This is a genomic window from Amycolatopsis sp. cmx-4-54 (assembly GCF_046548895.1).
Taxonomy (GTDB): domain Bacteria; phylum Actinomycetota; class Actinomycetes; order Mycobacteriales; family Pseudonocardiaceae; genus Amycolatopsis.
Genome location: NZ_JAEBEJ010000008.1, coordinates 35,121 through 57,427 on the forward strand (window position 1 = coordinate 35,121; position 22,307 = coordinate 57,427).

The 22,307-nt window shown below is 70.0% G+C and carries 16 protein-coding genes; 6 read left to right on the top strand and 10 right to left on the bottom strand.

The annotated features are described in order from the left end of the window. Nucleotides 1-231 precede the first annotated feature (231 nt). The 3 genes from ACLJQ7_RS25675 to ACLJQ7_RS25685 form a co-directional block, all read right to left on the bottom strand. Nucleotides 232-1,512, bottom strand: coding sequence for a class I SAM-dependent methyltransferase (locus ACLJQ7_RS25675; protein ID WP_410650719.1), 1,281 nt, complete (start codon nt 1,510-1,512; stop codon nt 232-234). Between the two features lie 633 nt (nt 1,513-2,145). Then, nucleotides 2,146-2,439: a hypothetical protein gene (locus ACLJQ7_RS25680; protein WP_410650720.1), complete on the bottom strand. Its 294-nt coding sequence runs from the start codon at nt 2,437-2,439 to the stop codon at nt 2,146-2,148. A 65-nt stretch (nt 2,440-2,504) separates the two neighbouring features. Next, nucleotides 2,505-2,924 (bottom strand): MarR family winged helix-turn-helix transcriptional regulator, encoded by a 420-nt coding sequence (locus tag ACLJQ7_RS25685; protein WP_410650721.1) that lies wholly within the window; start codon nt 2,922-2,924, stop codon nt 2,505-2,507. A gap of 56 nt (nt 2,925-2,980) precedes the next feature. Between ACLJQ7_RS25685 and ACLJQ7_RS25690 the strand changes: the two genes are divergently transcribed. Both ACLJQ7_RS25690 and ACLJQ7_RS25695 read left to right on the top strand, forming a co-directional pair. Continuing rightward, nucleotides 2,981-3,496 carry a DUF6790 family protein gene (locus ACLJQ7_RS25690; protein ID WP_410650722.1) on the top strand — a complete coding sequence of 172 codons (516 nt, stop codon included), beginning with the start codon at nt 2,981-2,983 and terminating at the stop codon, nt 3,494-3,496. A 63-nt stretch (nt 3,497-3,559) separates the two neighbouring features. Continuing rightward, complete coding sequence (locus ACLJQ7_RS25695) at nt 3,560-3,946, top strand: TMEM175 family protein (RefSeq protein ID WP_410650723.1); 387 nt, start codon at nt 3,560-3,562, stop codon at nt 3,944-3,946. Between the two features lie 485 nt (nt 3,947-4,431). On the opposite strand, the gene ACLJQ7_RS25700 is transcribed toward ACLJQ7_RS25695, so the two are convergent. The 7 genes from ACLJQ7_RS25700 to ACLJQ7_RS25730 form a co-directional block, all read right to left on the bottom strand. Beyond that, complete coding sequence (locus tag ACLJQ7_RS25700; protein ID WP_410650724.1) at nt 4,432-4,590, bottom strand: hypothetical protein; 159 nt, start codon at nt 4,588-4,590, stop codon at nt 4,432-4,434. Nucleotides 4,591-4,773: 183 nt separating this feature from the next. Continuing rightward, a complete protein-coding gene (locus ACLJQ7_RS25705; RefSeq protein WP_410650725.1) occupies nt 4,774-5,031 on the bottom strand; it encodes a hypothetical protein in 258 nt (85 codons plus the stop codon). 62 nt (nt 5,032-5,093) lie between these two features. Beyond that, nucleotides 5,094-5,708 carry a type VII secretion system-associated protein gene (locus tag ACLJQ7_RS25710; RefSeq protein WP_410650726.1) on the bottom strand — a complete coding sequence of 205 codons (615 nt, stop codon included), beginning with the start codon at nt 5,706-5,708 and terminating at the stop codon, nt 5,094-5,096. 14 nt (nt 5,709-5,722) lie between these two features. Further along, nucleotides 5,723-7,846 carry a hypothetical protein gene (locus ACLJQ7_RS25715; RefSeq protein WP_410650727.1) on the bottom strand — a complete coding sequence of 708 codons (2,124 nt, stop codon included), beginning with the start codon at nt 7,844-7,846 and terminating at the stop codon, nt 5,723-5,725. Then, a complete protein-coding gene (locus tag ACLJQ7_RS25720; RefSeq protein ID WP_410650728.1) occupies nt 7,833-8,987 on the bottom strand; it encodes a transglycosylase SLT domain-containing protein in 1,155 nt (384 codons plus the stop codon). Before ACLJQ7_RS25720 ends, ACLJQ7_RS25715 begins: the two co-directional genes overlap by 14 nt. Beyond that, nucleotides 8,974-9,234 (bottom strand): hypothetical protein, encoded by a 261-nt coding sequence (locus tag ACLJQ7_RS25725; protein WP_410650729.1) that lies wholly within the window; start codon nt 9,232-9,234, stop codon nt 8,974-8,976. Before ACLJQ7_RS25725 ends, ACLJQ7_RS25720 begins: the two co-directional genes overlap by 14 nt. A gap of 521 nt (nt 9,235-9,755) precedes the next feature. Continuing rightward, nucleotides 9,756-12,446 carry an AAA family ATPase gene (locus ACLJQ7_RS25730; RefSeq protein WP_410650730.1) on the bottom strand — a complete coding sequence of 897 codons (2,691 nt, stop codon included), beginning with the start codon at nt 12,444-12,446 and terminating at the stop codon, nt 9,756-9,758. Between the two features lie 286 nt (nt 12,447-12,732). Between ACLJQ7_RS25730 and ACLJQ7_RS25735 the strand changes: the two genes are divergently transcribed. From ACLJQ7_RS25735 to mycP, 4 genes are read left to right on the top strand one after another with little or no spacing between them, the layout of a single operon-like run. Beyond that, nucleotides 12,733-15,285 (top strand): AAA family ATPase, encoded by a 2,553-nt coding sequence (locus ACLJQ7_RS25735; RefSeq protein ID WP_410650731.1) that lies wholly within the window; start codon nt 12,733-12,735, stop codon nt 15,283-15,285. A gap of 26 nt (nt 15,286-15,311) precedes the next feature. After that, nucleotides 15,312-17,747, top strand: coding sequence for a right-handed parallel beta-helix repeat-containing protein (locus tag ACLJQ7_RS25740; RefSeq protein WP_410650732.1), 2,436 nt, complete (start codon nt 15,312-15,314; stop codon nt 17,745-17,747). Continuing rightward, the gene (locus ACLJQ7_RS25745) at nt 17,744-20,146 is read left to right on the top strand and encodes a hypothetical protein (protein ID WP_410650733.1); all 2,403 of its coding nucleotides are present in this window, start codon (nt 17,744-17,746) and stop codon (nt 20,144-20,146) included. The genes ACLJQ7_RS25740 and ACLJQ7_RS25745 overlap by 4 nt, the downstream gene beginning before the upstream one ends. Then, entirely contained in the window at nt 20,143-21,363 is a 1,221-nt protein-coding gene (gene mycP / locus ACLJQ7_RS25750; protein WP_410650734.1) for a type VII secretion-associated serine protease mycosin, read from the top strand. The genes ACLJQ7_RS25745 and mycP overlap by 4 nt, the downstream gene beginning before the upstream one ends. Nucleotides 21,364-22,307 lie beyond the last annotated feature (944 nt).

A 22,307-nucleotide genomic window follows, 5' to 3' on the forward strand; every position in this document is an offset into this window, starting at 1 on the left:
GACCGATGTCGGGGTGGCTTCCAGGCGTTCCAGTTTGGCGGAAGGTGAGCTGACTGGACTGCCCGAGGCGATGTCTCCGGAAGTAGTAGCGCTCTGGCGCTGCGCGCACTGATGAGACCAGGCAGGCGGACGAACTCGTCATGGGTGAGGGTCGGTACCCGTGATCGATCAATGAGAGCACGATGTCGCTCACCGGATCTGGTGCTCGGCGGCGATGAGGGTCTGGCACCGTCACCGAATCGGTTTGGGATCCACGATGATCTCCGGCAGTCGTGTCCCCGGGCAACTCTCGGCCAAGTAACCGCGAAGCACCTCCGGAAGCCGGCGGGTGATGAACCTGTCGATCGGCTCATCCCGTGGCGGCAGGGTTCGAGTTTGTGAAATGTGGCCATTCGAGGGCCGGATATCGAGCTTTCCCGGGTCGTCGAGCGCGACCTCCACCACCAGGCCTGTCCCCTTGATCACGGAACTCAACGCGTTGGCCGTGACGCCGCCCGCCGAGGGGTTCAGCAACGCGTTGGGTATTCCTGTGACGACGACGGGGCCGGCTTCGACCAGCCGGGTCAACCTCTCGAAGCGGTCTCCTGAGAGATCCTCCCAGCACACCTGATCGAGCTCTGCTTGAGCGTCCTGCGTCTCGACATACAGCACCACATCGTATCGATATCGGGTGATTTCGTTGTCGCCGCGCAGTGTCTTCGCACGCACCGAGGTCTTGACCTTCCTGCCCGAGACGTTGGCGAAGAACATGACCAGCCGTGGGTCGAGGAGTAGTTCCTCTTCTCCGCCGAAGTGCCCAGAGGGCCAACGTGGGTTGGAAGTCTGCCGACGATGATACTCGTCGCTCAGCCCGTGGTGCCGCAGATCGCCGAGGATCACCCGGCCACCCGGTTCGACGAGATCGATGGCGTCACCGAGCACGGCTGCGAGGTACTGGGTTCCCGGGAAGCACTGCGCGACATTGTTGATCAGCACGCAATCAGGCCGTCCCGCCCCCATGACCTCGCTCATCGCCCGTTTGACCTGCGGCGAAGCGATGCCGTGGGCTCCGGCGATCACAGCGTGAGTGCCCGGCAAGCGCGCCTCACGGACCCGATCCACGGCGTACTTGGAAGGATCGGCCCCGACGTAGCATCCGATGCGCCCTTGTAGATGTCGCATCAGAAGCCCGGTCCCGCAGCCGAGATCAAGCACCCGCCGCGGCCTGGATTCCAATACCAAGGCCGCCGTCTGCTCGATCCAGTCGCGAGCTTCGTGCTCAGGCAGGGCATTGCCGCTGGTGAGTCCGACGATGTCCGCGTCGGCTCGATCGTCGAGATCGGCGGACGTGAACGCCCAGTCGTACAGATTGGCCCAGTTCTGCAGATACTCGCCGACCAGTGACCAAGTTCGGGGACCGAAGTTCACCGCGTCACCCGAAGGCCGGACCAGGAGTGCGCCCGAAGGCGTTCGATGGACCTCGTCGACCCACTCGTGTTCAGCGACAGCCGAAACGATGCTTTCCGTCGTCACGGATCTCCTTCGTGCACGTCAGTCCTGATGCATAGTGTGCTGCTGTGTGAGCGTCGATAGCTCGAGCCAAGCAAGAAGACCGGGGCACCGATCCGCAAACGCACCACGCCACCTTCGGAGCCCGTCATGAGCTACGGCCCTCATTGCCCAAATAGACTCACAAGACTTATATCGACCTGATCCGGGCCTGAACAACTCGCAGACCTCTATACGTGGCAAGATTGCCCTGTAACACCTTTCTCGGGTGAAAGTACGGGCAATGCCGGCCGATCGTGCGCGCCGGAAGAAGCACGGCTCGTCATCCGGAGACCACTTGTCCTCGACAGCCGGCGATGCCCTCGACGGCACGCGTGAACCACGGCAAGAGCAAGGTGACCGCCATGAACGGCTTCAGTCGAAGCTCCATGAAGATCTTCGCCCGCGGTTCTCCCGAGTGCGAGCTGCTCTCCGCCTTTGTCAGAGGTGAAGCCCCCGACGCCGCGGTTGGTGAGGTCGAAGTCGGAGTAGGCGATGGTGTCCGCGCCGATGCCGTCGTCGATCCAGCTGACGAGTTGTTCCCGCCCGCAAGAACCTTTTCAGCGTGCGGCCCGTGCCCGCGCCCGCCGAGGTCCCCATGAAACGCCGCCGCGGTTGTCAGACGCCGGACAGGGCTGAAGCGTTGGCCGCCGCGAACTTCCGCCGGTCCACATCGGACGGTCTATGCCCCAAGGACATGTCGACCTCCTGTCGTGTGGACTGATGGAAAGGATGGTCGTTCGATAACAACAGCCGAGCAATGGGAATCACCGACAGGGCCCAAGCGCGTCCAGTAAGAGCAACTTCTTCCGTCCTGCCGGGAGTCACCTGGATCCACAGCGGACGCAAGGCGGCAGGATCACGGGACACTGGTTCGTTGCCGAGGAAGTAGTCCTGCTGTCGCGAGGTCATTGTCTCTCCAAATAGACTGGATCGGTTCGGACGTGAGTGGTGCTGTCGAACGCGTAGCGGTGTGCTCAATCGGCTTCGAGGGCCTTGGCTAGCCGAAGGGTGTCTTCGAGGTAGCGCTCGTAGGGAAATCCGGCCGCGACGAGCCCCGTGCGGAACTCGTCGTAGAGCGGCTTTCCGGCAGCGTGGAAGGCTTTCCGGCCGGACTCGGTGAGACGGACCAGCCGCCGCCGCGCGTGCTCGGGGTCGACGACGATCCGCACCAGGCCGTCCGCTTCGAGCGGTCGCAGCGCCCGGCTGACCGCCGGGTCGGATATCGAGAGCGCCTGCGCGAGCCGATGCTGCGTCGCCGGCTCGATCTCCTCGAGTGTGCCGAGGAGGCGTATCTGGCTGTAGGTCGAACCGTCGGAGTCGTCGGCACGCCGACGGGCAGCTTCGCCCATCAGCATGACCACGCGATGCAACAGGTCTGCGAGTCCGTCATCCACCAGCCCACCATAGCAGAGTGTTGACACGTTAATATTAACAAGGTAAGACTGAAGCCATGGACAGCTTCTCTTACCTCGCCCAATCCGCCTTCCCGCTGGTCTGGGTCGTGGTGCCCGCCATCGGAGCCTTCCTCCGCACTCGCCAGGTGACCTCACCCCAGGAGCGACTCGAGATCTGGCAGCGCTGGTGGGCCATCGGCGCCTTCGGCTGCGGCAGCTTGTGGATGACGGTCGCCTTTCTCGCCTTCCCGGACGTCATGGCCACGGCGATCGGCTTCGACCGGACGCCGTTCATGTTCGAGATCGCCTTCGCGAACCTCGCGCTGGCCGTGATGGGCTTCCGGGCAGCCTCGGCGTCCGCACGCGAACGCATCACCATCGGCATCGGCGGCGGGATGTTCCTCTGGGGAGCCGCGATCGGCCACGTCTACCAGTGGTTCGCGGGCGGTGACCACTCCCCCGGCAACACCGGCGGAGTCCTCGTCACCGACATCCTGATCCCGGCGGTCATGATCATCCTGGCCGTGCGATCCCGGCGGCTCGCGGCCGCCACCCGATCGGTCGCGGCATGACGACCGCCACCGGCCCCGACGCGAACGGGCAGACGCGAGCGGCTCATCATCTTCGTCGACGCGGTGATCGCGATCGCGTTCACCCTGCTGGCCTTGGACCTCCCCATCCCCCACGGCGACACCACCGGCGCCATACTGAGCTCGATCTCGGCCCACGGCAAGGAATACATCGCCTTCGCCCTCAGCTTCGTGGTGATCGCCGCCCACTGGCGTGCCCACCACGAGATCTTCCCCTACGTCAGACGGCTGGGTGTACACCGCTCGCGCCAAGGGGACGGTCGTCGCCGAACTCGGCGGACCGGCAGGGCAAAGGGGCCCTTCTGCGGGCTGCGGACAAGTACGCCCGCGCCGCCCGGGAACTCGGCGTCGGCACAGGCGACGCGCTGGACGCCGCCGCTGCGCTGGAGTCACTCCAGTGACGTGTCGCCGAAGTGTTCGAGTGCTGCCTGACGACGCTGCGACGTTCTCTTCGCCCATGCTTCGCAACAAGACCTTCGACGAGCGGCCGGGGCCCCTGCGGGCTTGGGGGGCTCCCCGGCTGGTGTTCCCGACGGTCAGTGATGCGCTACCTGGTAAGGCGCGGGCTTCAGTGTCGTGGCGGAGCTGGGACAAAGCCATCATGTGAGTGTGCTCGACCGTGGTGGCGAGTCGATGGCGGTGATACGCCGGTCGAAACGGCGCGCCCCGGCGACCGGATCCGTCGCGAGACTCCGTGACGTCTTGCGGGCGACGGCCAAGGGTGGATGTCGGCGTAGGCACGAATGTGCCCACACATGAGCGGTTGTTCTCCTCTGGGTGAACTTGTTCCCTTGCCAACGGCGGTGTGGTCGGGTACCGGATACTGCCGCTGTCGAAGACAGCCTGCTCAGCAGCGGCGTGGTCCGAATCAGTGAAACGCCCCGATGAGCCGACGATTCTCCGCGGCTGCGCGCTCCTCAGTATCGGGCTTGTGGTCGCATCGGGTCTGACGTGTCGTAATCCGGGCACGTCACCTTCGTCGCGACATTCGCCTTCACTGCCGGCAGGTCTTCCTGTTCCTTCTCGATCCGTTCGATGATGTCGTCAAAAAAGCCGAAGTTCTCCGCGGTGCACATCCTGAAGCCCCTTTCGATGCAAGTTTCGGTTGTGTCGACTTCTGAAATTTCGTTCGAATGTCGAATCCGAGGCCGATGGAATACCTCGCGTTGTCGGAAGGTCGTCGACGGTAGTGTGCTTTCGAGTCGACGGGCCGGCCGCCGCAGCCGGGAGCCGCCGTGCCGATCTTCCTCGTGCGCGGGTCAGCGCAGTTCCCACAACTGGACGTAGCCGGGAACGGAAACGCACTGGTAGGAACGGGCCTCGGGACGGCTTTGGCCCATTCTGTCGCAGAGAAGCTGCGCAAAAGCCGCTTCGGTCGAATTGCGTGCTTCGAAGGATTGGACGTACACCCAAACCCCGGAGGGCGGGGTGTCGGCCACCGCCGCGGGGGCGACGGCCGTGGCGGTGGCGAAAAGGGAGAGCGCGGCGCCGAATCCCGCCGTTGTCTTGCGAAGCATAAGAACCCCATCTCGATAGGTCGATGTCGGCTGGTCGCCGTACGCCAAGTAAACAAGCTCTTTCAGCCGTCGGACCGGATCCGGTTACTTTCGGGCCCTCGGCTTTGCCCGAACGGTCCCGTGCGGGGCAGGTCGCCACCCCGCAGTCCGGCGGCCTGGCGAATCAGTTCGGCACTGACTCGCATCGAGGTGGGCGCCCCCGGGTTGAGCAGTACGTCCACCCCCTGTCCGGGCAGGAACCGTGCCAGTTTCGCCACGGTCACCGCTCGCCAGCCCGGGGTGTCGACGCGCGGCCGGTGGCCGGGAGCCGTGGCCACGAGCACCGAGGGCATCCCGTCCGGGGCCGGGCGGACGAGAGCTGCCCCTTTGTCGTCCACGGCTATGCCGAGCAACGCGTCGGCGAGCGCCGCGGCCAGCTGTGGCGCACCCACGCCCGCTCCGTTGGCCAGGAGTCGCAGTACGCCGTCGACGAGGTCCAGATGTGCGCCGGGCTCGGTCGGCACGTACACCGGGTTCGGCCGGAACAACGGCTCTTGCCCCTCGGCGTCCGCCACCCAGACGCCGATGATCTTGTCCAGCGGCGCGACCGGGTGCTCGTCGGAAGGTCTCCATGCGGGATCGACCAGCGCGGGTGCTTCGACCCCCGCGGCAGGCTCTTCCACGGTGTCTTCCGGCATTTCCTCCTCCTCGGTCAGCGTGGCAGCAGGCCGGGCAGCTCACCGAACCGGTCGTGGGCCGCCGTGCCGACCTTGCGGTCCGGCTGGGCCCGCGCCCACTGCTCGGCCGCGGCACGGAGCGAGTTGGCCGCCAGTTCGTCGAGGTGGCCTGCCTGCTGGGTCAGTGCCGGGTCGTCCTCCCGCTCGGACGTTTCGCGCAGTAGCACCCGGCCTTGTCGGCCGTGCTCCGGCGCCACTACTTCGAGCACCCGGAAACGGGTGCCAGGCAAGAAGAGTGCCCGCCCGTGTACCTTTTCGTCGCCTTCCGGTTCGAGGGCTTGGCTCAGCCGCGCGGTCATCGACCAGAGCAGTACGTCGACCTCACCCCGCTGGCTCGGGCATGGTTCGGTCAGCGCGTTGGTGAATCCCCAGTCGGTCACCACGTCGTGGTTCCGGTACAGCTGGAGTTGCGCGGGTGTCGGGGAAGCCCGGTATCCGACGACCCCGCGGTGGGCAGGCAGCCGCGCGAGTCCGGCCGCCGCGCAGCGGGCGAGTGGCACGTGCGGGCCGGTCTCCCCGAACCGGAGAGCCCGGTCGATCTTCTCCCCGCGCGCCGAAAGGTACAGCCGGACCGCGACCGCGTCGGTGTGGATGTCGTCCTCGGCCGCCTGACCGAGCACCCAGGCTCCCGCGTGCTCCGCGACGGCAAGGCTCACCGAACCGGCCATCGCGTCGAACTCGAGGCCGAGGGTTTCTCGCAGCCAGGCACGCTCCGTGCCCAGGCCCCCGGCCGGAGCCTGCGCCGCGGCTTCCGGGGCCGGTCTGGCCTGCGGCCTCGGCAATTCCGCCGCGCCCTGGGTTTCCGGCCGCAGAAAGGGGACCGGGCCCGGCCGCGGGACCTGCCCGGGCGGCGGCGCGGCGGGAGCGTGCCTGCCGACCGTCCTGGCCGCGACCAGACCCGTGCGGGTCCGGACGTCCGGCGGCATCCGGCTGGCCACATCGCGCGCGAGCCAATGCATCCGCGTGGCGCTCTGCTCGGTCGTGTCGTCGAAGAACACCTTGGGCCCGGCGTGGTCGCACGGGTGCGACCGGACGGCGTCCGCGTTGCCGTACCCCTCCGGCGGCCGCAGCCACAACCCGGCCTGCACGATCTCGATCACCGCGTCGGGGGTGTACCAGTATGCGGCGGGATCCAGCTGAGTGACCCCGGCGAACGGCAGCCAATGGGTGCGTACGGCGGGTGTCGCGGCAGTCGTGTCCGTGGCCGGGAAGTACTCGACCTCGCGGGCGAAGCAACGCCAGCCGAGCGACCCGTTCGGCCAGACGGTGTGGATCTCGGGCCATTCCGCGCCACCCACCGGAACGCCCGGGTAGCACACCACGGGCTGGTGCACCATTTGGGCCAGCGCCTGACCGAAGTAGCCGCCGGGCCCCACGGTGACACCGCCGTAGGTGGCGAACCGGATCCCCGCGCGGATGTCATCCGGCAGACAGCTCCGCAGGTAGGCGACATCCTCGATCGGAACCGGGGCCATGCCGGGACAGCCGACGAGCACGGTCATCGCGTCCGGGCGGCAAGGGACGGCCTCGATCAGACGCTGTCGGTGCCGCGCGACGTGTTCGTCATCGGCCGCGGGATGCAGCCACATCCCCGCCGGTATCGGTTCGGCGATGCCGTTCGACCCGGTGGCCAGCACGTCGCCGACCGCGCGGCTGTCCCACGACGGGCGGGGAAAGCGTTTGGCCTCCCAGTGTGACCGTTGCCGTGGACGGCAGGTCAGCCACCCGCTGCCCGGGCGGCCGTGCACGAGGAGGGAGCCGTTGGCGCCTTGGTGCACTTCGCCGTCCGGCACGACCACGGTGCGGGCGAGCCGCTCGGCCAGCCAGTGCCCGGCCAGGGTCGTCGCCTCGCCATAGCCGCCGGCGATGACCAGCCGGAGCGGTTGCCTGCCTCGCGGGATCGCCTCCGCGAGCGTCTCCCACATCGCGACCGTCGGGTCACCCGGCAGGTCGGCGATCACCAGTTCGTGGCCGGGATCGGCCGCCACGGACATCGCGAGGGCGCGTGCGTGCTCACCGATGGCCTCACCGGCGGTGATCACGAACGCGTTGCCGATCGTCGCCCATGGGGTGACGGAGCCCGGGTCAGTATCCGACATAGCCCTGCCCGCTCTCCAGCCCGGCGACACCGGGCACGTTGTCGATCGAGCCGTACCGTTTCAGCGCGTACCGGACGGCGGCGATGATGTTGTGCACCGGGTTCCAGATGTCGTCGTAGCCGGGCAGTTTGTACGCGTTGAACGTCGACGGAATGGTCTGCATGAGGCCCTTCGACGGATGCCCGGCGGCCGCGTTGGAGTCCCAGTTGTTCTGTGCGTGCGGGTCGCCCCCGGACTCGTGCTGGATGATCGCCGCCAGGTCCGCCGGATCGATTGAGCTGGTGTCGACGCCGTACTCGCGCAGGATGCGCAGTGCCTCGGTGATCCAGTCGCGGACCTCTCCGGTGGGCGGCGGGCCGCTCGGTCCCGATTCACCACCACCACCGCCGCCGCCGCCACCACCACCACCACCGTCCGTGCCACCACCGGAGGAGCCGCCGGACGACTGCCTGTCGTGCGCTTCGTGGCTCTGCGCGTCGTCGCCGTCGTGGTGCCCCTCCTGGCCGGTGACGGCCCGGATGGAGAAGTCCGGGGACGGGTTCGCCCGCGGGTTTCGACCAGCGTGGCCGTGGTGGGTCACGCTGGCGGCGATCTCGATCTTCGAGAAGGAGGTCGCGTCGGCCGTGGCTTTGCGCAACGCGGCGGCCGACGCGTCGAGTTCGGCCACCGCGGTGTCGGTCGCTGACCCGATCTCTGTGGCGATGTGCCTGGCGGCCGCGGAAATGGCGGAGCTTCGGCTGTCGGCGGCGACGTCCGGGTACACCGCGTCCTGGCTGCGCACCCAGGACAGCAGCCATTCCGACCTCGCCCTGGCGAAGTTCTGTGCGCGTAGCACGGAATCCGCGGCCCTGTCCAGCGCGTCGGCCGCGCTCACCGAGGCCTGCTCCAGCTCGGCGCCGGCCTTGACCAGCTTGGCGACCAGCGCGCTTCCGGATTCCGCCGCGGCGCCGACCATGCCATCCTCCGCGTCATGCCAGGCCTTCGACAGGGTGGGCACCTCCGCGGTGCACTGTGTCCCCGCGGTTCGCCAGTTCTTCGCGAGTTCCTCCGCGCCGCCGGGCGAAGCGTTGCCCAGCGGCCGGAGAGCGTCGGCCACGACCACACCTCCCGGCAGTCCGGCCAGGTCGTCAACAAGGCTCATGCCGGCCGATCCTCTGGCTGTTCTCGTGGTCGATGGCCTGTGTCTCCAGCAGGAGCCTGCCGGACTCGCTGCCGATCGTGTGCACGAGATACCCGGCGGACCGCAGTTCGGCGCGCAGCGTCCGCTCGAACTCCCGCGCGGCCGCCACCACGGCGGTCGCGCCCTCGACCCGCCCCAGCACGTCGTCGGCCAGCTCGCCCTGGTGCGCTGCCAACTCCGTCAACGTGGCCGTGATGCGGGCGATCACCTGACGCACCCTGTCCACGGCGTACGGATCCACGACCGTCGTTTCCACAGTGCCTGCCGTCCTCTGTGACGTCTTGTGCCTACCCGGACGAATCTACGGCCGGGCCCATCAGACCGACCCGGTGTCGCCGTCACGGACGCGCCATGTAGGGAAATCCCTCGGCAGCGACGGCCGGCTACCGAAGGATGGGGCGACGTGTCGTGAGTGGAGGGCTTTCGCGACCCCTTGGTCAAGGTCGGCACCTGGCCGCCGGTACAGACAGGGTCGTGCGTGGACGGCACGTGTGGTCAGACGGACGACACTCGGCGACGGCCGGGTGTCGTCCATCCAGACACGTATGTCGTCCATCTGATCACGCGAAACCGCCCCGGCCGTAGGCTCGAATCGGACGCGACCATGACGACTTTGCCGGGTCGTGAGTGGTAAGCGGGTCAGAACGATCATTGCCACTCACGACCCCCGCGAATCGACTTTGCCGAAGCCCTGACACTGGACAGAGGAAGGTGGCCTTCAGGTACTGATCACTCGGTCGAGCGGGCCTCGCCGAGCAGGGTTCTCGCCAGTTCGATCCGCGAGGTGAGGCCGGTGCGGGTGAACAGCCTGTTCAGCCGGCCTTCGACGCTCTTGCGGCTGGTCCGCAGCATTCGCGCGATCTCCTTGTTGCTCAGCCCCTCGGACACCAGCAGGCCCAGTAACCGCTCGTTCTCGGCCAAGGTTTCCCGCCGACCAGGGACCGGGACATCGTGCGCCCGCATCAGGTTGCGCAGCCACGCCCGCTCCAGTAGGGCGTCCCCGCCGAAAAGCTCATAGGCCTCGGCGAGCAAGGCCGGGTCGCCGAGCCCGCCGTCGACCAGCCGCGAGATCGACCTGGCCAGCTCGAACGGCTGCCCGCGTTCCCTGACGAGCCGCAGGCAGGCTTCGGCCGCCGCGAGGTCTCCGGTCACCCTCGCCCGGATCAGCAACGCGTGCGTGGCGGCACGTCCGGTGGGCATCGCCTCGGCGACCCTGTCTATTTCCACGAGGCACCGCGCCGCCGTGTCCTGGTCTCCGTTGGCCAGCGAGAGCTCGGTGAGCAGTGACCAGCACAGGTCGGTGCCGACGAGCAGGTCGTTCGCGGCCGCCGACGCCAGGGCCTGCCGGAGCAGGCTGATCGCGTCGTCCGGCTCGCCGAGGGCGTGGTCGATGAGGGCTTCGGCACAGTCGAGAAGGTGGGCAGGCGGTGGGCCCGCGGCCCGGCCGCTCGCCAGCAGTTCCCTGGCTGTGGTGGGTTTTCCTTGCGCGACCAGCAGCTCGGTGACCTCGAGCAACATCGCGGCACGGCCGGGATCGCCGCCCCGCAGCGGGACCGTGGCCACGCAACGGCGACAGAGCTCGATCGCTTGCCCGGCCCGCCCGCGCATCGCGGCCAGCAGCGCCCTGCCCGACAGGCTCAGCTTCTCGGCCGGAACATCCGAACCGGTCAGCAGCTTCTCGGTGCCGCTCAGGTCGCCGGTGGCCAGCAGGCCGGCCGCGTACGCGTCGACCAGCTGCGTCCGGTGCGGTCCGGCGGTGCGCGAGAGTGGGCCATCGCCCAGCCGCGTCGTGGGTTCGAGCTCCTTCGTCCGACCGCCCCAGAACTCGGCGAGCGAGTGCAGACAGCCGCCGAACAGAGCAGAGATCTCGTTGCCGTGCCAGGTTTCCGCCGTCCTGGTGAGCAGACTTCTCGCTTCGGCCCAGCGGTCCAGCAGGCTCAACGCCGTCGCCCTGGGTACCGGGCCGGGCGGGGGACCGAGCGGCCGGTCTTCCCGCCGCTCGGCGATCTGCCGGAGCGTCTCGAAGTCGCCCTTGGCATACCGGGCGAACACCACCATCAGCTGCAGAACCTGGACGGCGCCGGGGGGGAGCTGCTCCGGGCAGTGCTCCAGCAGGGAGGCCGCCTCGTCCAGGCAGCCGTCGGCGTCTCCGGCCAGGTAACCGGCAAGCACCTGCCGGAAAGCGAGGCTCGCGTACTGCTCGATGCCCACCGCGAGGTCGGCGGCCGCACGGAGCCAGCGCCTGGCCCTGTCCGGCCGGTCGGACAGGGCCGCTTGCGCACGGGCCAGCAGAGTGGTGCGAGCCGGTGCCGGGTCGACGAGCCTGCCCGCGGCCGCGACCTGGTCGGCGAGGTAGTCCGGATCCGCGCAGTGTGCGGCACCCGACCACAGTGCGGTGACGGCGATCCTGGCGAGGTGCTGCTTCTCATACGGTCCGAGGGAGCCGACCAGTGCGGTCGCGACCAGCGGGATCGGGAAGCGCCATGACGTCCCGGCCAGGCCACGGTGCAGCACACCGGCCTGGCGCAACAGGGCGATCCGGCCGGCCGCTTCGGTTTCGGTGCAGGCGAGGGCCTCGGCGAGCAGCCGGGGCAGCGCCGCGCCGAGCGGGTACAGGACGGCGACCGCCTTGGCGGCGGTCCACGAGTCCGGCCCCAGTTCCAGCATGGCGGTGGTGAGCCTGCGGTAGCCCATGGGGCCGGTGGACTCTCCATCACCGGCGAGGTAGGCATGGCCTGCCGAGAACCGGATCGCGCCGGCCTGTCGCAGCGTCTCGACCGAGTCGTGCAGTGCGGCAGGGATGCCTCGGCTCCCGCGACGCACGTGGTCGACCAGTGCGGCGTCGGGTACGTGCCGGAGCATCGAGGCCAGCTCGGCGGCGACCTCGTCGCGGCGAAGCCCGCGCAGCCGGATGGTGTGGACCAACCCGTCCCGCCGCAACCTGCGGATGGCCGCCCTTCGAAGGTCGCCGTCCCTCGCGATCGCCGGAACCCGCACCGCGCAGACACAGCTCACGGCCGTGCCCGCCAGCCGGTGGGCGAGCTGCTCCAGCACGGCGATGTCGTCCCGGTCCATCCACTGCGCGTCGTCGATGAGCAGGACCGGCCGTTCGGCGGCCAGCAGGGTGGTGGCCATGCCTGCCGCGGTGAAACGGGCGAGGACAGGGTCTTCGAACGCGCCGGTGACCGGCTTGGCCACCGGCCACGGCGAATCCCGGTGATCGGACCACCGGTCCGGCAGGTAGCCGGGGATGGCGTCCGAATCGGGACTGAACCGCATCGCGGTCGTGTGCAGGCCGCGTGCGGCGAGATCTTCCCGCACCTTCGTCAGCAGCGTGGTGCGGCCGATTCCGGCCGGCCCGGTGACCACGATCAGCGGCGGCAGGTCCGGGCGGCCGATCACGTCGAGCAGCTCGTCCATATGCGCATGCTCGCCCAGCCACCAGCCGACCGGGTGCGCAGGAACCCACGGGTTCCTGTTCGGACCAGCACTTGTGTCCGTCCAGACCGCACGCGCCCGCCTCGGCGGCGACGGTCTTGCCCTAACAAGCCCGAGTGGGGTGGCCGAAAGACACTGATCCGCCGGGCGGCTTTGTGCGGGTGTGCCGACTTGGCTAAATGAAGGCTAGAGCGCCGCTAGTGCCACTACGGGTGCGTCTGGACGGCAGATCCGGAGAAGCAGCCCGAAACCAGGGAGGAAGGCGCGCATGGGACGGACGGGCACCGGGTTCGTAGGCCGCGAGGAGGAGCTCGCCGCCCTGCGCGAGCTCGCGCTCCGGCCTGTCGTGACACTGGTCCGGGGTGCGGCGGGCAGCGGCAAGTCCGCGGTGCTGGCCCGGCTGGGCACGGCATTGGCCGAACAGGGCCGAACGGTCCTGCGGCTCAGTATTCGCGGCGCGATGGACCGGGACCCGTTCGGAATCTTCCCGCTGCTCACCGAGATCCGAGAGCGGTTCGAGGAACTCGACGCCGGGCCGGATCTGCTCTCCCCCCTGAGCGAACTCAGTCTATTTTGGACAATCGAGGCCCATCGGGTCGAGCGCGGGGCCACGTTGCCCGGTGCGCTCTCCGCCCTGCTTTCCGCGCTGGGCGGGAAAGTGGCGATCCTGATCGACGACGCCGACCGGATCCCGCGGCCCGCCGTGCTGCTGCGGCTGGCGCGGCGGGCCGGGGTGCCGGTAGTGGCCACCGCCACCCGCGAAAACGCGCGTCCGGCCGCCGAGCCTGCCCTGGAACCGCTCGCCCAGCACGTGCTCGACCTTGCCCCACTGTCCGAAGAGGACACCCGGACGCTGATCCGTCGGTTCGGCGGGGCACCGGTCGACCCAGGCGTGCTGAGCGCACTGCGGGCCCGCCTCGGCGATCTGCTGGGCAATCCGGGCACGCTGCTTCCCGTCCTGGCCGATCTGCGTCGCCGGGGCCGGTTCGCCGTCGTGGGTCACCATCTGTGCCTGCGTGACCCGGCGGCACCGATCCCGCTGCCGGACGGCCATCCGCGCCTGGAGCGACTGCGGCAGCTCGGCGAGGTCGGCACCGGCCTGGTGCTGCTGGCCGCGAGCGAGGCCACGTTCGGGCTCGCCCAGCTGCCCGCCTTCGCCGTCGCGACCGCGACACCGTTGCCGGAATGCGGCCACGCGCTCGACCGGCTCGTGCTGGACGGCGTGCTGTCCAGCGATCGCTCCGCCCGGCTGCACGTGCGCCACCCCACGCTCGCCGACGCGGTGGTCGAGCGGGCGGGTGCCGACGCCGTCCGGCACCTGCACGCCGGTATCGCCCGCGCCCTGCTGGACGACGGCCCAATCGGCGGCCCGGGCGAGCTGATCCTGCTCGAACACGCGGCGCTGGCCGGAGACGCTCTTCCCGCTCAGCAGGCGCCGGCCGAGCCGGCCCGGCGGGTCCAGGCACCGGATCGTTCCGCCGGACACCGGCTGGCGCGGGCCCGGCTGCGGTGGCGGCAAGGGGTGGGCACGCCCGATTCGGCGCGAGCGGAACTGATCGGGTCGCTCCTTCGGGCCGGACGGTACGAGCCGCTGGCGGAACTGGTGGCCGGGCCCGGTGGCGGTGGCATGACGGCGGCGGCCGGGTCGCTGGCCGCGATCCACCTCGGCAGGCGGCTGCCGCTGCCGGTCAGATCCGGCCCCGCGGCGGATTTGTGCGACCGCTGGTTCGCGGGGGAGCCGATCACCCCGGCGGACGTCGAGCGGGCGGTCACGCCGCTGACCGGCGAGCGGGACGGACGGCCACGGCTCGGCCCGGAGCCCGCGATCGCCTGCGCCCGGCGCGACCTGGTCCCGGTGCTGCGGGCCGTGCTGGGCCCCGTCTACGAGGTACCCACGATCGGACCGCTGGCCGCCTATCACCGGATGTGCCAGGACTACGCCGCGGGCCGATGGTCCGCCGCGCTGAGCGCGGCCAGGGAGGTGGTGCTGACCGGAACCGGAGATCCGCTCGGCATGGGCTTCGCCAGGCTGCTCGCCGCCGAGATGTGCGTCTGGCGAGGGGCGGACCGGGAGGCGGAAGGCTGGCTGGACGAGGTGCCCGCCCACTCCGCACTCGCCGCGATGCGCGGCTGGGTCGACAGCGGGCGCCGCTACCTCGCCGGAGACGTACCCGGCGCGATCACCGCCGGATGGGAGGCCTACCAGGCCGGCGGCGGGACCGGGCCCGGTGCGGTCGAGCTGTTGTCGCGGCTCGCGGTGATCGCGGTGGAACAGGGCTCCGACCGGGTCGCCCTACGGGTGCTCGCCGAGGTGGAAGCGAGGCATCACCGAGAACTCAGTCCCCGGTCACGCGAGGCGTGGGCGTTGGCGCAGGGCCTGGTGCACGGGGTCGCCACGTGGGTGCGGGCGAGCGAGTCGATGGCTCGCCGCCGTGATCATCAGCCGGACCGGGTGTGGGCGTTGCTGGCGACCGGGCTGGTCGCCGCCGAGCCGCGGCCGTGGCTGTACGAGGGCTACCGGCTCGCGACGACCTTGGGCGGCACAGCGCTGCGGGCGAAGATCAAACGGGTGATGGCCGATCGCGGCGTCTCCGCGCCGTCGTCCCGTGACCGGCCGCACGAGTTCTCATACGTGGAACAGCAGATCGTCCAGCTGGTCCGAAGGGGGATGTCGAACCGGCAGATCGCGGCCACGGTGCTGGTCAGCGAAAAGATGGTGGAGAAGCACCTGACGAAACTGTATTTGCGGACCGGCTGCCGCACCCGGCACGAATTGGCCGCGGCCAGCCTCGGCGGCCGCCTGGAGCGGGTGAGCGCATGACCGGGCGGGTGCGCGGAGGAGCGAGCATGAAGAACACCATCACGGTTTCCCCGGCGGGCCAGGGCTACCGCAGTATCGGCGAGGCCGTGGCCCATGCCCCGAACGGTGCCGTGATCCTCGTCGAGCCGGGCCACTACAGCGAGCAGGTGGTGCTGACCAAACCGGTGACGATCACCGCGGAAAGCGGCCCGGGGACCGTCCGGCTCACGGCGAATTCCGGCGCCGCGGTCGTGCTCGCCGCGGACTCCGCGGCGCTGTCCGGGTTGACGATCGTGTCCTCGGACGAGGAGACGCCCGCGATCTTCGTTCCCGGCGGGCAGCTCAGCGCCACCGAATGCGAGGTGCGGGCGGCGAGCTGGGCGGCGGTGTACGCCTGCGAGGGCGGGACCGTGCTGATGCGCGAGTGCTCGGTGCGCAATCCGGCGGGCGCCGGGGTGGTCGTCGCGGCGGGCAAGGGCAGCGTGCTGGATACCTGCACGTTGTCCGGCCTCGGCACCTCCGGTGTGGTCGTCGCCGGGGACGGCGGCCTCCTGATGCGGTCCTGCACGGTGGATTCGGCGGAAGGCAACGGGATCTTCCTCAACGGGCAGAGCACGCTCACCGTCGAGGACAGCACCGTACGGGACGCGGGCAAACCGGCGGTCGCGGTGGAGCAGCAGGCCGATCTGACCGCGACCAGGGTGACGGTGGCGGACACCGGTGCCCTCGGCTGGTTCCTGGCCAGTACCGGGTCGATCCTGCTGGAGGACTGCCGGGTGGAGGACAGCTCGGCGGAAGGCGTTTACGTGGCCGAGTCCTGCGCACCACGGCTACGGGGTTGCCGGATCCGGGGTGCCGGGGGCCGGGGGCTGCATTTCGCCGACCGGGCAGGCGGCGTGGTCAGCGGCGTCGAGGTCTCCGCTGTGGACGGAGCGGGTATCGGGGTGACCGAGCGGAGCGTGCCCGAGTTCGACGGCGTCGACGTGCGGGAGTGCACCGTCGGCGTGTACATCGACGAAGGCGCGGACCCGTTCTTCCAGCGACTCTACGTGCGGGACAGCCGGGACACGGCGATCGCCGTCACCGGGGAGGCACGAGGGCGGCTGGACCGGGTGGAGATCGACGGCGCGGCGGCGGCGGGCCTGGTGGTGGCCGGTGGCGCCCGTCCCGCGGTGAGCGGGTTGAGCGTGAAGGGCGCCGGGACGTCGGCCGTGGTCGTCGCCGAGGCGACCTTGGCGCTCACCGACGCCGACATCACCGGGACGGGCGGGGACGGGGTGCTCGTCCGGGCGGGCGGTGACCTTTCGCTGACCAGGAGCCGAGTGCACGGCAGCGGTGGTACGGGGCTGAGGTTCGAGCCCGGCGCTTCCGGCAAGGTGACCGAATCGGAGTTCAGCGGCGGCTCCGCCGACGGGATCAGGGTGGAAACCGACGACACGGTGTCCATTGTGGACTGTGTGGTGCGGGACAACCACGGCAGCGGCGTCCGGCAGACCGTCGCCGGTTCCGCGATCGAGGTCAGCCGGCTGACCAGCAGCGGCAACGTGGGGTCCGACGCGTACGGCGTCGCGGTGACCGCCGACGCGCCCGAGCGCGCGGCACCCACCAGGCCTGCCTCGACCGGCGAGGCCGCGTCGCGGCCCGTGCCGGGCCCGAACTCGGGCAAGGACCCGCTCGCCGAGCTGCACGACCTGGTCGGGCTGGCCGGCGTCAAGGCCGAGGTCACCTCCCTGGTCAACCTGAACAAGATGGCCCAGCGGCGGATCGACGCGGGCCTTTCCGCCCCGCCGATGTCGCGGCATCTGGTGTTCGCCGGGGCACCCGGCACCGGCAAGACGACCGTGGCCCGGCTGTACGGGCGCATCCTGGCCCAGCTCGGCGTGCTGCGGTCCGGGCATCTGGTCGAGGTGGCCAGGGCCGACCTCGTCGCGCAGATCATCGGTGGCACGGCGATCAAGACCACCGAGGCGTTCACCAGTGCGCTGGGCGGTGTGCTGTTCATCGACGAGGCCTACACGCTCAGCAGCGGGGGCGGCGGCACCGGGCCCGACTTCGGCCGGGAGGCCATCGACACGCTGGTGAAACTGATGGAGGACCACCGCGACGACGTGGTCGTTGTGGTGGCGGGCTACTCGGCCGAGATGGAGCAGTTCCTCGCGGCCAACCCCGGGATGGAGTCCCGGTTCAGCCGCACCATCGAATTCGCCAACTACACGCCGGACGAGCTGGTGACCATCGTCCGCACGCTGTGCCAGAAACACGACTACCGGCTGGACGAGGGAGCCGCGGACGCGCTGTCTCGCTACTTCGACAAGATTCCCAAGGACGGCACGTTCGGCAACGGCCGCACCGCCCGCCGCGTGTTCGAACGGATGGCCGACCACCAGGCGTCCCGCCTGGCGGGCGCCACGTCGGTGGAACCGGCCGAACTCACCAAGCTGACCGCCGCCGACCTGAACGCCGAGACCGGGCAACCGGCATGAGCCTGGTCGCGGAGTGGCGGGGACCGCACGTACTGGTGCGGCACCGGGAGGAGCCCGCCTGGACGGAGGCGTTCCTCACCTGGGCACCCGCTGTTCCGGGCCAGTTGTTCGTGCTGGCCACGCGACGGGTGGCAGGCGAGCCTTCGGTGGGTGTGCAACTCGGCTCGCTGCTCCGGGCCATGCTGGCAGGCCGGGACAGGACGGTGGGGATCGGCGCGATCTGGCTCGGCGCCGCCGGGCTGGCCAGGACACCGGACGGGGTGTGGTCCGCCTGCCACGACCTCGGCGTGGACATTCTCGCCCCGGACGGCGTACCGGTCGCCATGCCGGGGGCCGCCATGTACGCGGGGTACGGCACCGGCGGCACCGGGTGGTATCGCTTCCGGCCGGGGTTGCCCGGCCGGTGGGTGGGCACCCGGTACCCGGCCCCGGCGTGGGAGCGGGCGCTGCCCACGGAGCCGGTGGCCGCGAAGGGTGCCGTCGCGCTGCCGATTCCCGCCGGGGTCGCCGTCCGGCACAGCTGGGCGCCGGCGGAGCACGTCGAGGCGACGTTCGCGGTGCCGGTCGACTACCGGCTGCCGAAGGTCGTCGTCGGTGACGCCGGGCCGGTGCCGGCGCCGGAGCAGGTGGCGAGTGTGCTCGGCGAGCTGCGGCTCGGCCGGTTCCAGCTGGTCCCCGGCCATCCGGACGTCGCGGCCCACGTCTGGCAGGCGGAGCTGGCCATGCAGCTGGGCGAGGAAGTCGAGTTCGGTACCGGCACGCAGCGTGCCTCGGCGACCGGGATGCTGCATACGACCGTGCCGGGCGCGCGACGGTTCCGGCCGCTGCCCACCGTGCTCAGGCAGCCCGCGGGTACGGGGGACCAGGAGGTGCTGGCCGCGGCGGAGCCGCCGCCCGGCTGGATCCGGCGCGGCCCGCGATCGTGGTGTCCTTCCGACGGGGACGGGCAGACGGTGGCCGACGTGGTGCCCTCGGGTGTGGTGATCCGGCCCGCCGGGTCGCCGGAGTTCCTCCCACCCGCGCCGTTCGACCCGGCGGTGTGGACCCTGGCCATCGGCGTGCCGGGCGAGCGAGTGGGCTTCGCGCTGCTCCGCGCCGCGGATCGGTTGCTGGCGGGCCTGACCGGCGACCAGCGCGCCGCGCTGGTCGTGAACGTGGTCGGCACGCTCGACGAGGGTGCCGTGGCGGCCGCCGGGCGGGGAGCGCTTTCCGCCCCCGAGTTGTGTGCTGCCGTGCTCGCCGACGACACAGCCGAGGAGACGGACTCGGAGCCCGCTGCCGCACCGGATGTCGAGCCCGCGGTGACCGAGCACCGGATCGTGACCACTTCGCCGGTTCCGGTGGCCACCGTGTCAGGTGTGCCCGCCGGATCGGTGAGCAGTGCCGGCGGTGCCAAAGCACCGACCGTGCCGGAGCCCACGGAGACGTCGACGACCACGGCGACGGCTGAGACGGCCACGACGGCGACCGCCGAGGCATGGGTGGAGGAGGCCGTCGCCCACCCGCCGGAGCCGCGATCCGAACCGGCCGAGCGACCCGAGCCGGCCACTCAGGCCCCGGCTGCCGTGCTCGACCTGCCGGATCGGGCCAGTACCGCGGCGGAGCAGGCCTGCCTCGCCGAGTCCGCCGGGGAGCGGTTCGCCGAGGCACTGGCCGCGGTGAACGCGGCGATGGCGTCCTGGCCGTCCCTGCGGCAGGAGAACGACCACGGCGTCAAGACCGACTATGTGGCCGTGTACCTCTACTTCGGCACCGGCGAGGGTGCGGGTCCCGCACTCAACGACGCCGTGCACGCGGGCCAGGACCCGCCGCTGGCCGGGCATCTGCCATGCCTGGTCTCCGGGGTCCGGAGGCTGCCCACCCACCGCCGTCCGGTCCTGCGCCAGGGCCTCTCGGCGGACGCGGTCGAGCGGCACGGAGCACCGGGCACGGTGCTGACCGAGCCCGGATTTCTCAGCGCCAGTATGGAACTGGACATCACCCTGCCCGGCGCGGCTTTCGACGTGCTGATCTGGCCGAGCACGGCCCGCCGGACCACCGAGTTGCTGCCCGGCGGCGTGCTGAACGAGACGATCTTCATGGCCGGGGCGAGGTTCAAGGCGCTCGCGGTGCGTACGGCCGCGGAGCGGGCGGATCACGAACCGGGCAGCCCGGCCGCGCCGAGGGACGCCGTGTTGCTGCGGGAGCTGGCGCCGGGGGAGTCGCCGGACTCGACGGAACTGGACGACAGGGATCTCGCTGTGCTGGAGCGGTTGGACCGGGTGCTGGCCCGGCGGCAGGAGGCGACGATCCGCCTGATGGACGACGGAGGTGCGGTGGCCAGGCTGACCACATCGCTGCGTCAGGCGCGGGCCGACGCCGCGCGGCGAGACCAGATGCCCGTGGAGACGGCGTCATGACCGCGGCACGCCGCCTGTCCGGGTACGCCGCGACGCTGGCGGTGTTGCTGGCCGTCACGCCGGTGCCCGCGCACGCCCAGGGCGAGCCGCAGCCGTTGCCGGAACGCCCGCAGGAATGCCTGCCGCCGCCACAGGAGACCGCGGTGCGCACACCGTGGCCGCAGCAGATGTTGCGGCAACGGCAGGTGTGGCCGCTCAGCGAAGGCAAAGGCGTCACGGTCGCCGTCGTGGACACCGGGGTCGACGCGGCCAACGCCCAGTTCGGCGGCCGGGTCTCCGCCGGGGTGGACGTGACCGCGACCGGCGCGGCCGACACCGACTGCCTCGGCCACGGCACGTTCGTCGCCGGGATCATCGGCGCCGCCCCCGTGGCGGGCAGCGGTTTCGCCGGGGTGGCGCCCGCGGTCACGATCTTGCCGATCCGGGTGGCCACCACGATGGACGACGACAAGGCCGGTTCGCTGACCCCGAAGCGGCTCGCGGACGGTATCCGCCGGGCGGTGGACGGCGGGGCGAACGTGATCAACGTGTCCGCCGGGACCACGGACCAGAGCCCGGAGCTGGCCGCCGCCGTGCTTTACGCCGAGCAAAAGGACGTCGTGGTCGTCGCCTCGGTCGCCAACGAGAAGGAGAAAGGTGTCAAGGCGACCTACCCGGCGGCGTTCCCGTCGGTGCTCGCCGTGGGTGCGGTCGACTCGGCCGGGGCGCATGTGGAGACCTCGGCCGTCGCCAGGTACCTGGGCCTGGCCGCGCCGGGTAAGGACGTGGTCAGCATCGGCCCGGGCGGTCGCGGGCACTGGCAGGGCAGCGGGACCAGCTACGCGGCGCCATTCGTGGCGGGTACGGCGGCGCTCGTGCGGGCCTATCACCCCGGCCTCGACGCCGCCGGTGTGCGGGATCGGTTGCGGGCCACCGCGATCCCGCCCGCCGCCGCGGTGCCCGACCCGGCTCTCGGCTGGGGAACGGTCGACCCGGTGGCGGCGGTGACCGAGGTGCTGCCCCGGGAAAGTGGTGCGCTGGTCCGGCCCCCGGACTTGCCGCCACCGCCGCCGGCCGCCACGGAGGAACTGCACACCGTGCTGGCGGTGGTCGGTGTGCTCGCGGCGATCGGAGGTTCGTTCGTGCTGGTGTGGCTGGCCAGGCTGATCGGCTCGGCCCACCGTCGCCGCTGGCGTCCGGCCCGCACGATGAGCGCGAAACCCACGACCGAGTCGTAACCCCGCCACGATGTGGTGGTGAGGCCTGACCTTCCTATGTCCACAAGGACATCATGCGCCGAGTCGTGGCTGAGATCGTGAGTGGTGGTGAGCGTCCTATTGAGAAGTAAGGGAGTTCCCTTCCTTGCGCTGGACGCCAGGGCCCGGGCAAAGTCGCCTAACGGCTGGTCGGTGCTGGCCCACGGTGCCGCGCTCAATGCTGCATTGTGGACACTGAGCCTCTCCGATGTCACATTGGGTGCGCGGCCAGAGGGCCCGCGATCAACCCGAAAGCGCCTCCCTGTGGCGAAGTCGTCTATCCGCGGGTCAAGTGGGCGGCAGAGGTGGCCTGTCTCGGTTGTCCACAAGGGGCATCCTTCGAGGTGGTCGCACCCGATTTGCGCGTTTTGCGTAGGGTCGTGAGTGGCAATGATCGTTCTAACCGTCTTTATCGCTCACGACGCCGACCGGAAACCGTGCAGTAATGCATCAAACGGACATTTTTCCGGCATATGTTGTCCTTTGTGGACATTGCCTGCTCGGGGGGCTCCGTCGTCTGCCCGTTCCGGCGTCCGGGTGAATCGACAAGAGCGACGCGGACCAGCGTTCACGCGACTTTGCCGGGACCCTGCGTCAGACGCAAAGAAGAGGCCTTCATGTACTTCTTCCGGACAGGTCGCCCGCGTCCTGGTATCTGCTCCGAGCGCGCGGGTGGCGGTTTCGTGTGACTGGATGGACGCCTTCGTTTCCCGCGAGAATCAGGCACATCAGTCGGTGAAACGTCTGGCGACGAAAACGACGAACGCGACATCCGGAACGTATGTCGGGATCGTAATGTATTAAAGGGCAGCTCCCGTTCGTGAAATGGGCAATGCTTTACCCGCGCACCGCGCCTTCCATTATTGTTTTCACTAGTCGACGCGTAGTGAACTCGGTATCCGCCGGAGAAACGTGGAGCGCCATGG

What these genes read in the sequence shown, in the direction of transcription:
- ACLJQ7_RS25735 (WP_410650731.1), top strand. Translation starts at nt 12,733, where the DNA reads ATGGGACGGACGGGCACCGGGTTCGTAGGCCGCGAGGAGGAGCTCGCC.
- ACLJQ7_RS25745 (WP_410650733.1), top strand. Translation starts at nt 17,744, where the DNA reads ATGAGCCTGGTCGCGGAGTGGCGGGGACCGCACGTACTGGTGCGGCAC.
- ACLJQ7_RS25690 (WP_410650722.1), top strand. Translation starts at nt 2,981, where the DNA reads ATGGACAGCTTCTCTTACCTCGCCCAATCCGCCTTCCCGCTGGTCTGG.
- ACLJQ7_RS25710 (WP_410650726.1), bottom strand. Translation starts at nt 5,708, where the DNA reads ATGCCGGAAGACACCGTGGAAGAGCCTGCCGCGGGGGTCGAAGCACCC.
- ACLJQ7_RS25715 (WP_410650727.1), bottom strand. Translation starts at nt 7,846, where the DNA reads ATGTCGGATACTGACCCGGGCTCCGTCACCCCATGGGCGACGATCGGC.
- mycP (WP_410650734.1), top strand. Translation starts at nt 20,143, where the DNA reads ATGACCGCGGCACGCCGCCTGTCCGGGTACGCCGCGACGCTGGCGGTG.
- ACLJQ7_RS25720 (WP_410650728.1), bottom strand. Translation starts at nt 8,987, where the DNA reads ATGAGCCTTGTTGACGACCTGGCCGGACTGCCGGGAGGTGTGGTCGTG.
- ACLJQ7_RS25705 (WP_410650725.1), bottom strand. Translation starts at nt 5,031, where the DNA reads ATGCTTCGCAAGACAACGGCGGGATTCGGCGCCGCGCTCTCCCTTTTC.
- ACLJQ7_RS25730 (WP_410650730.1), bottom strand. Translation starts at nt 12,446, where the DNA reads ATGGACGAGCTGCTCGACGTGATCGGCCGCCCGGACCTGCCGCCGCTG.
- ACLJQ7_RS25680 (WP_410650720.1), bottom strand. Translation starts at nt 2,439, where the DNA reads ATGACCTCGCGACAGCAGGACTACTTCCTCGGCAACGAACCAGTGTCC.
- ACLJQ7_RS25700 (WP_410650724.1), bottom strand. Translation starts at nt 4,590, where the DNA reads ATGTGCACCGCGGAGAACTTCGGCTTTTTTGACGACATCATCGAACGG.
- ACLJQ7_RS25740 (WP_410650732.1), top strand. Translation starts at nt 15,312, where the DNA reads ATGAAGAACACCATCACGGTTTCCCCGGCGGGCCAGGGCTACCGCAGT.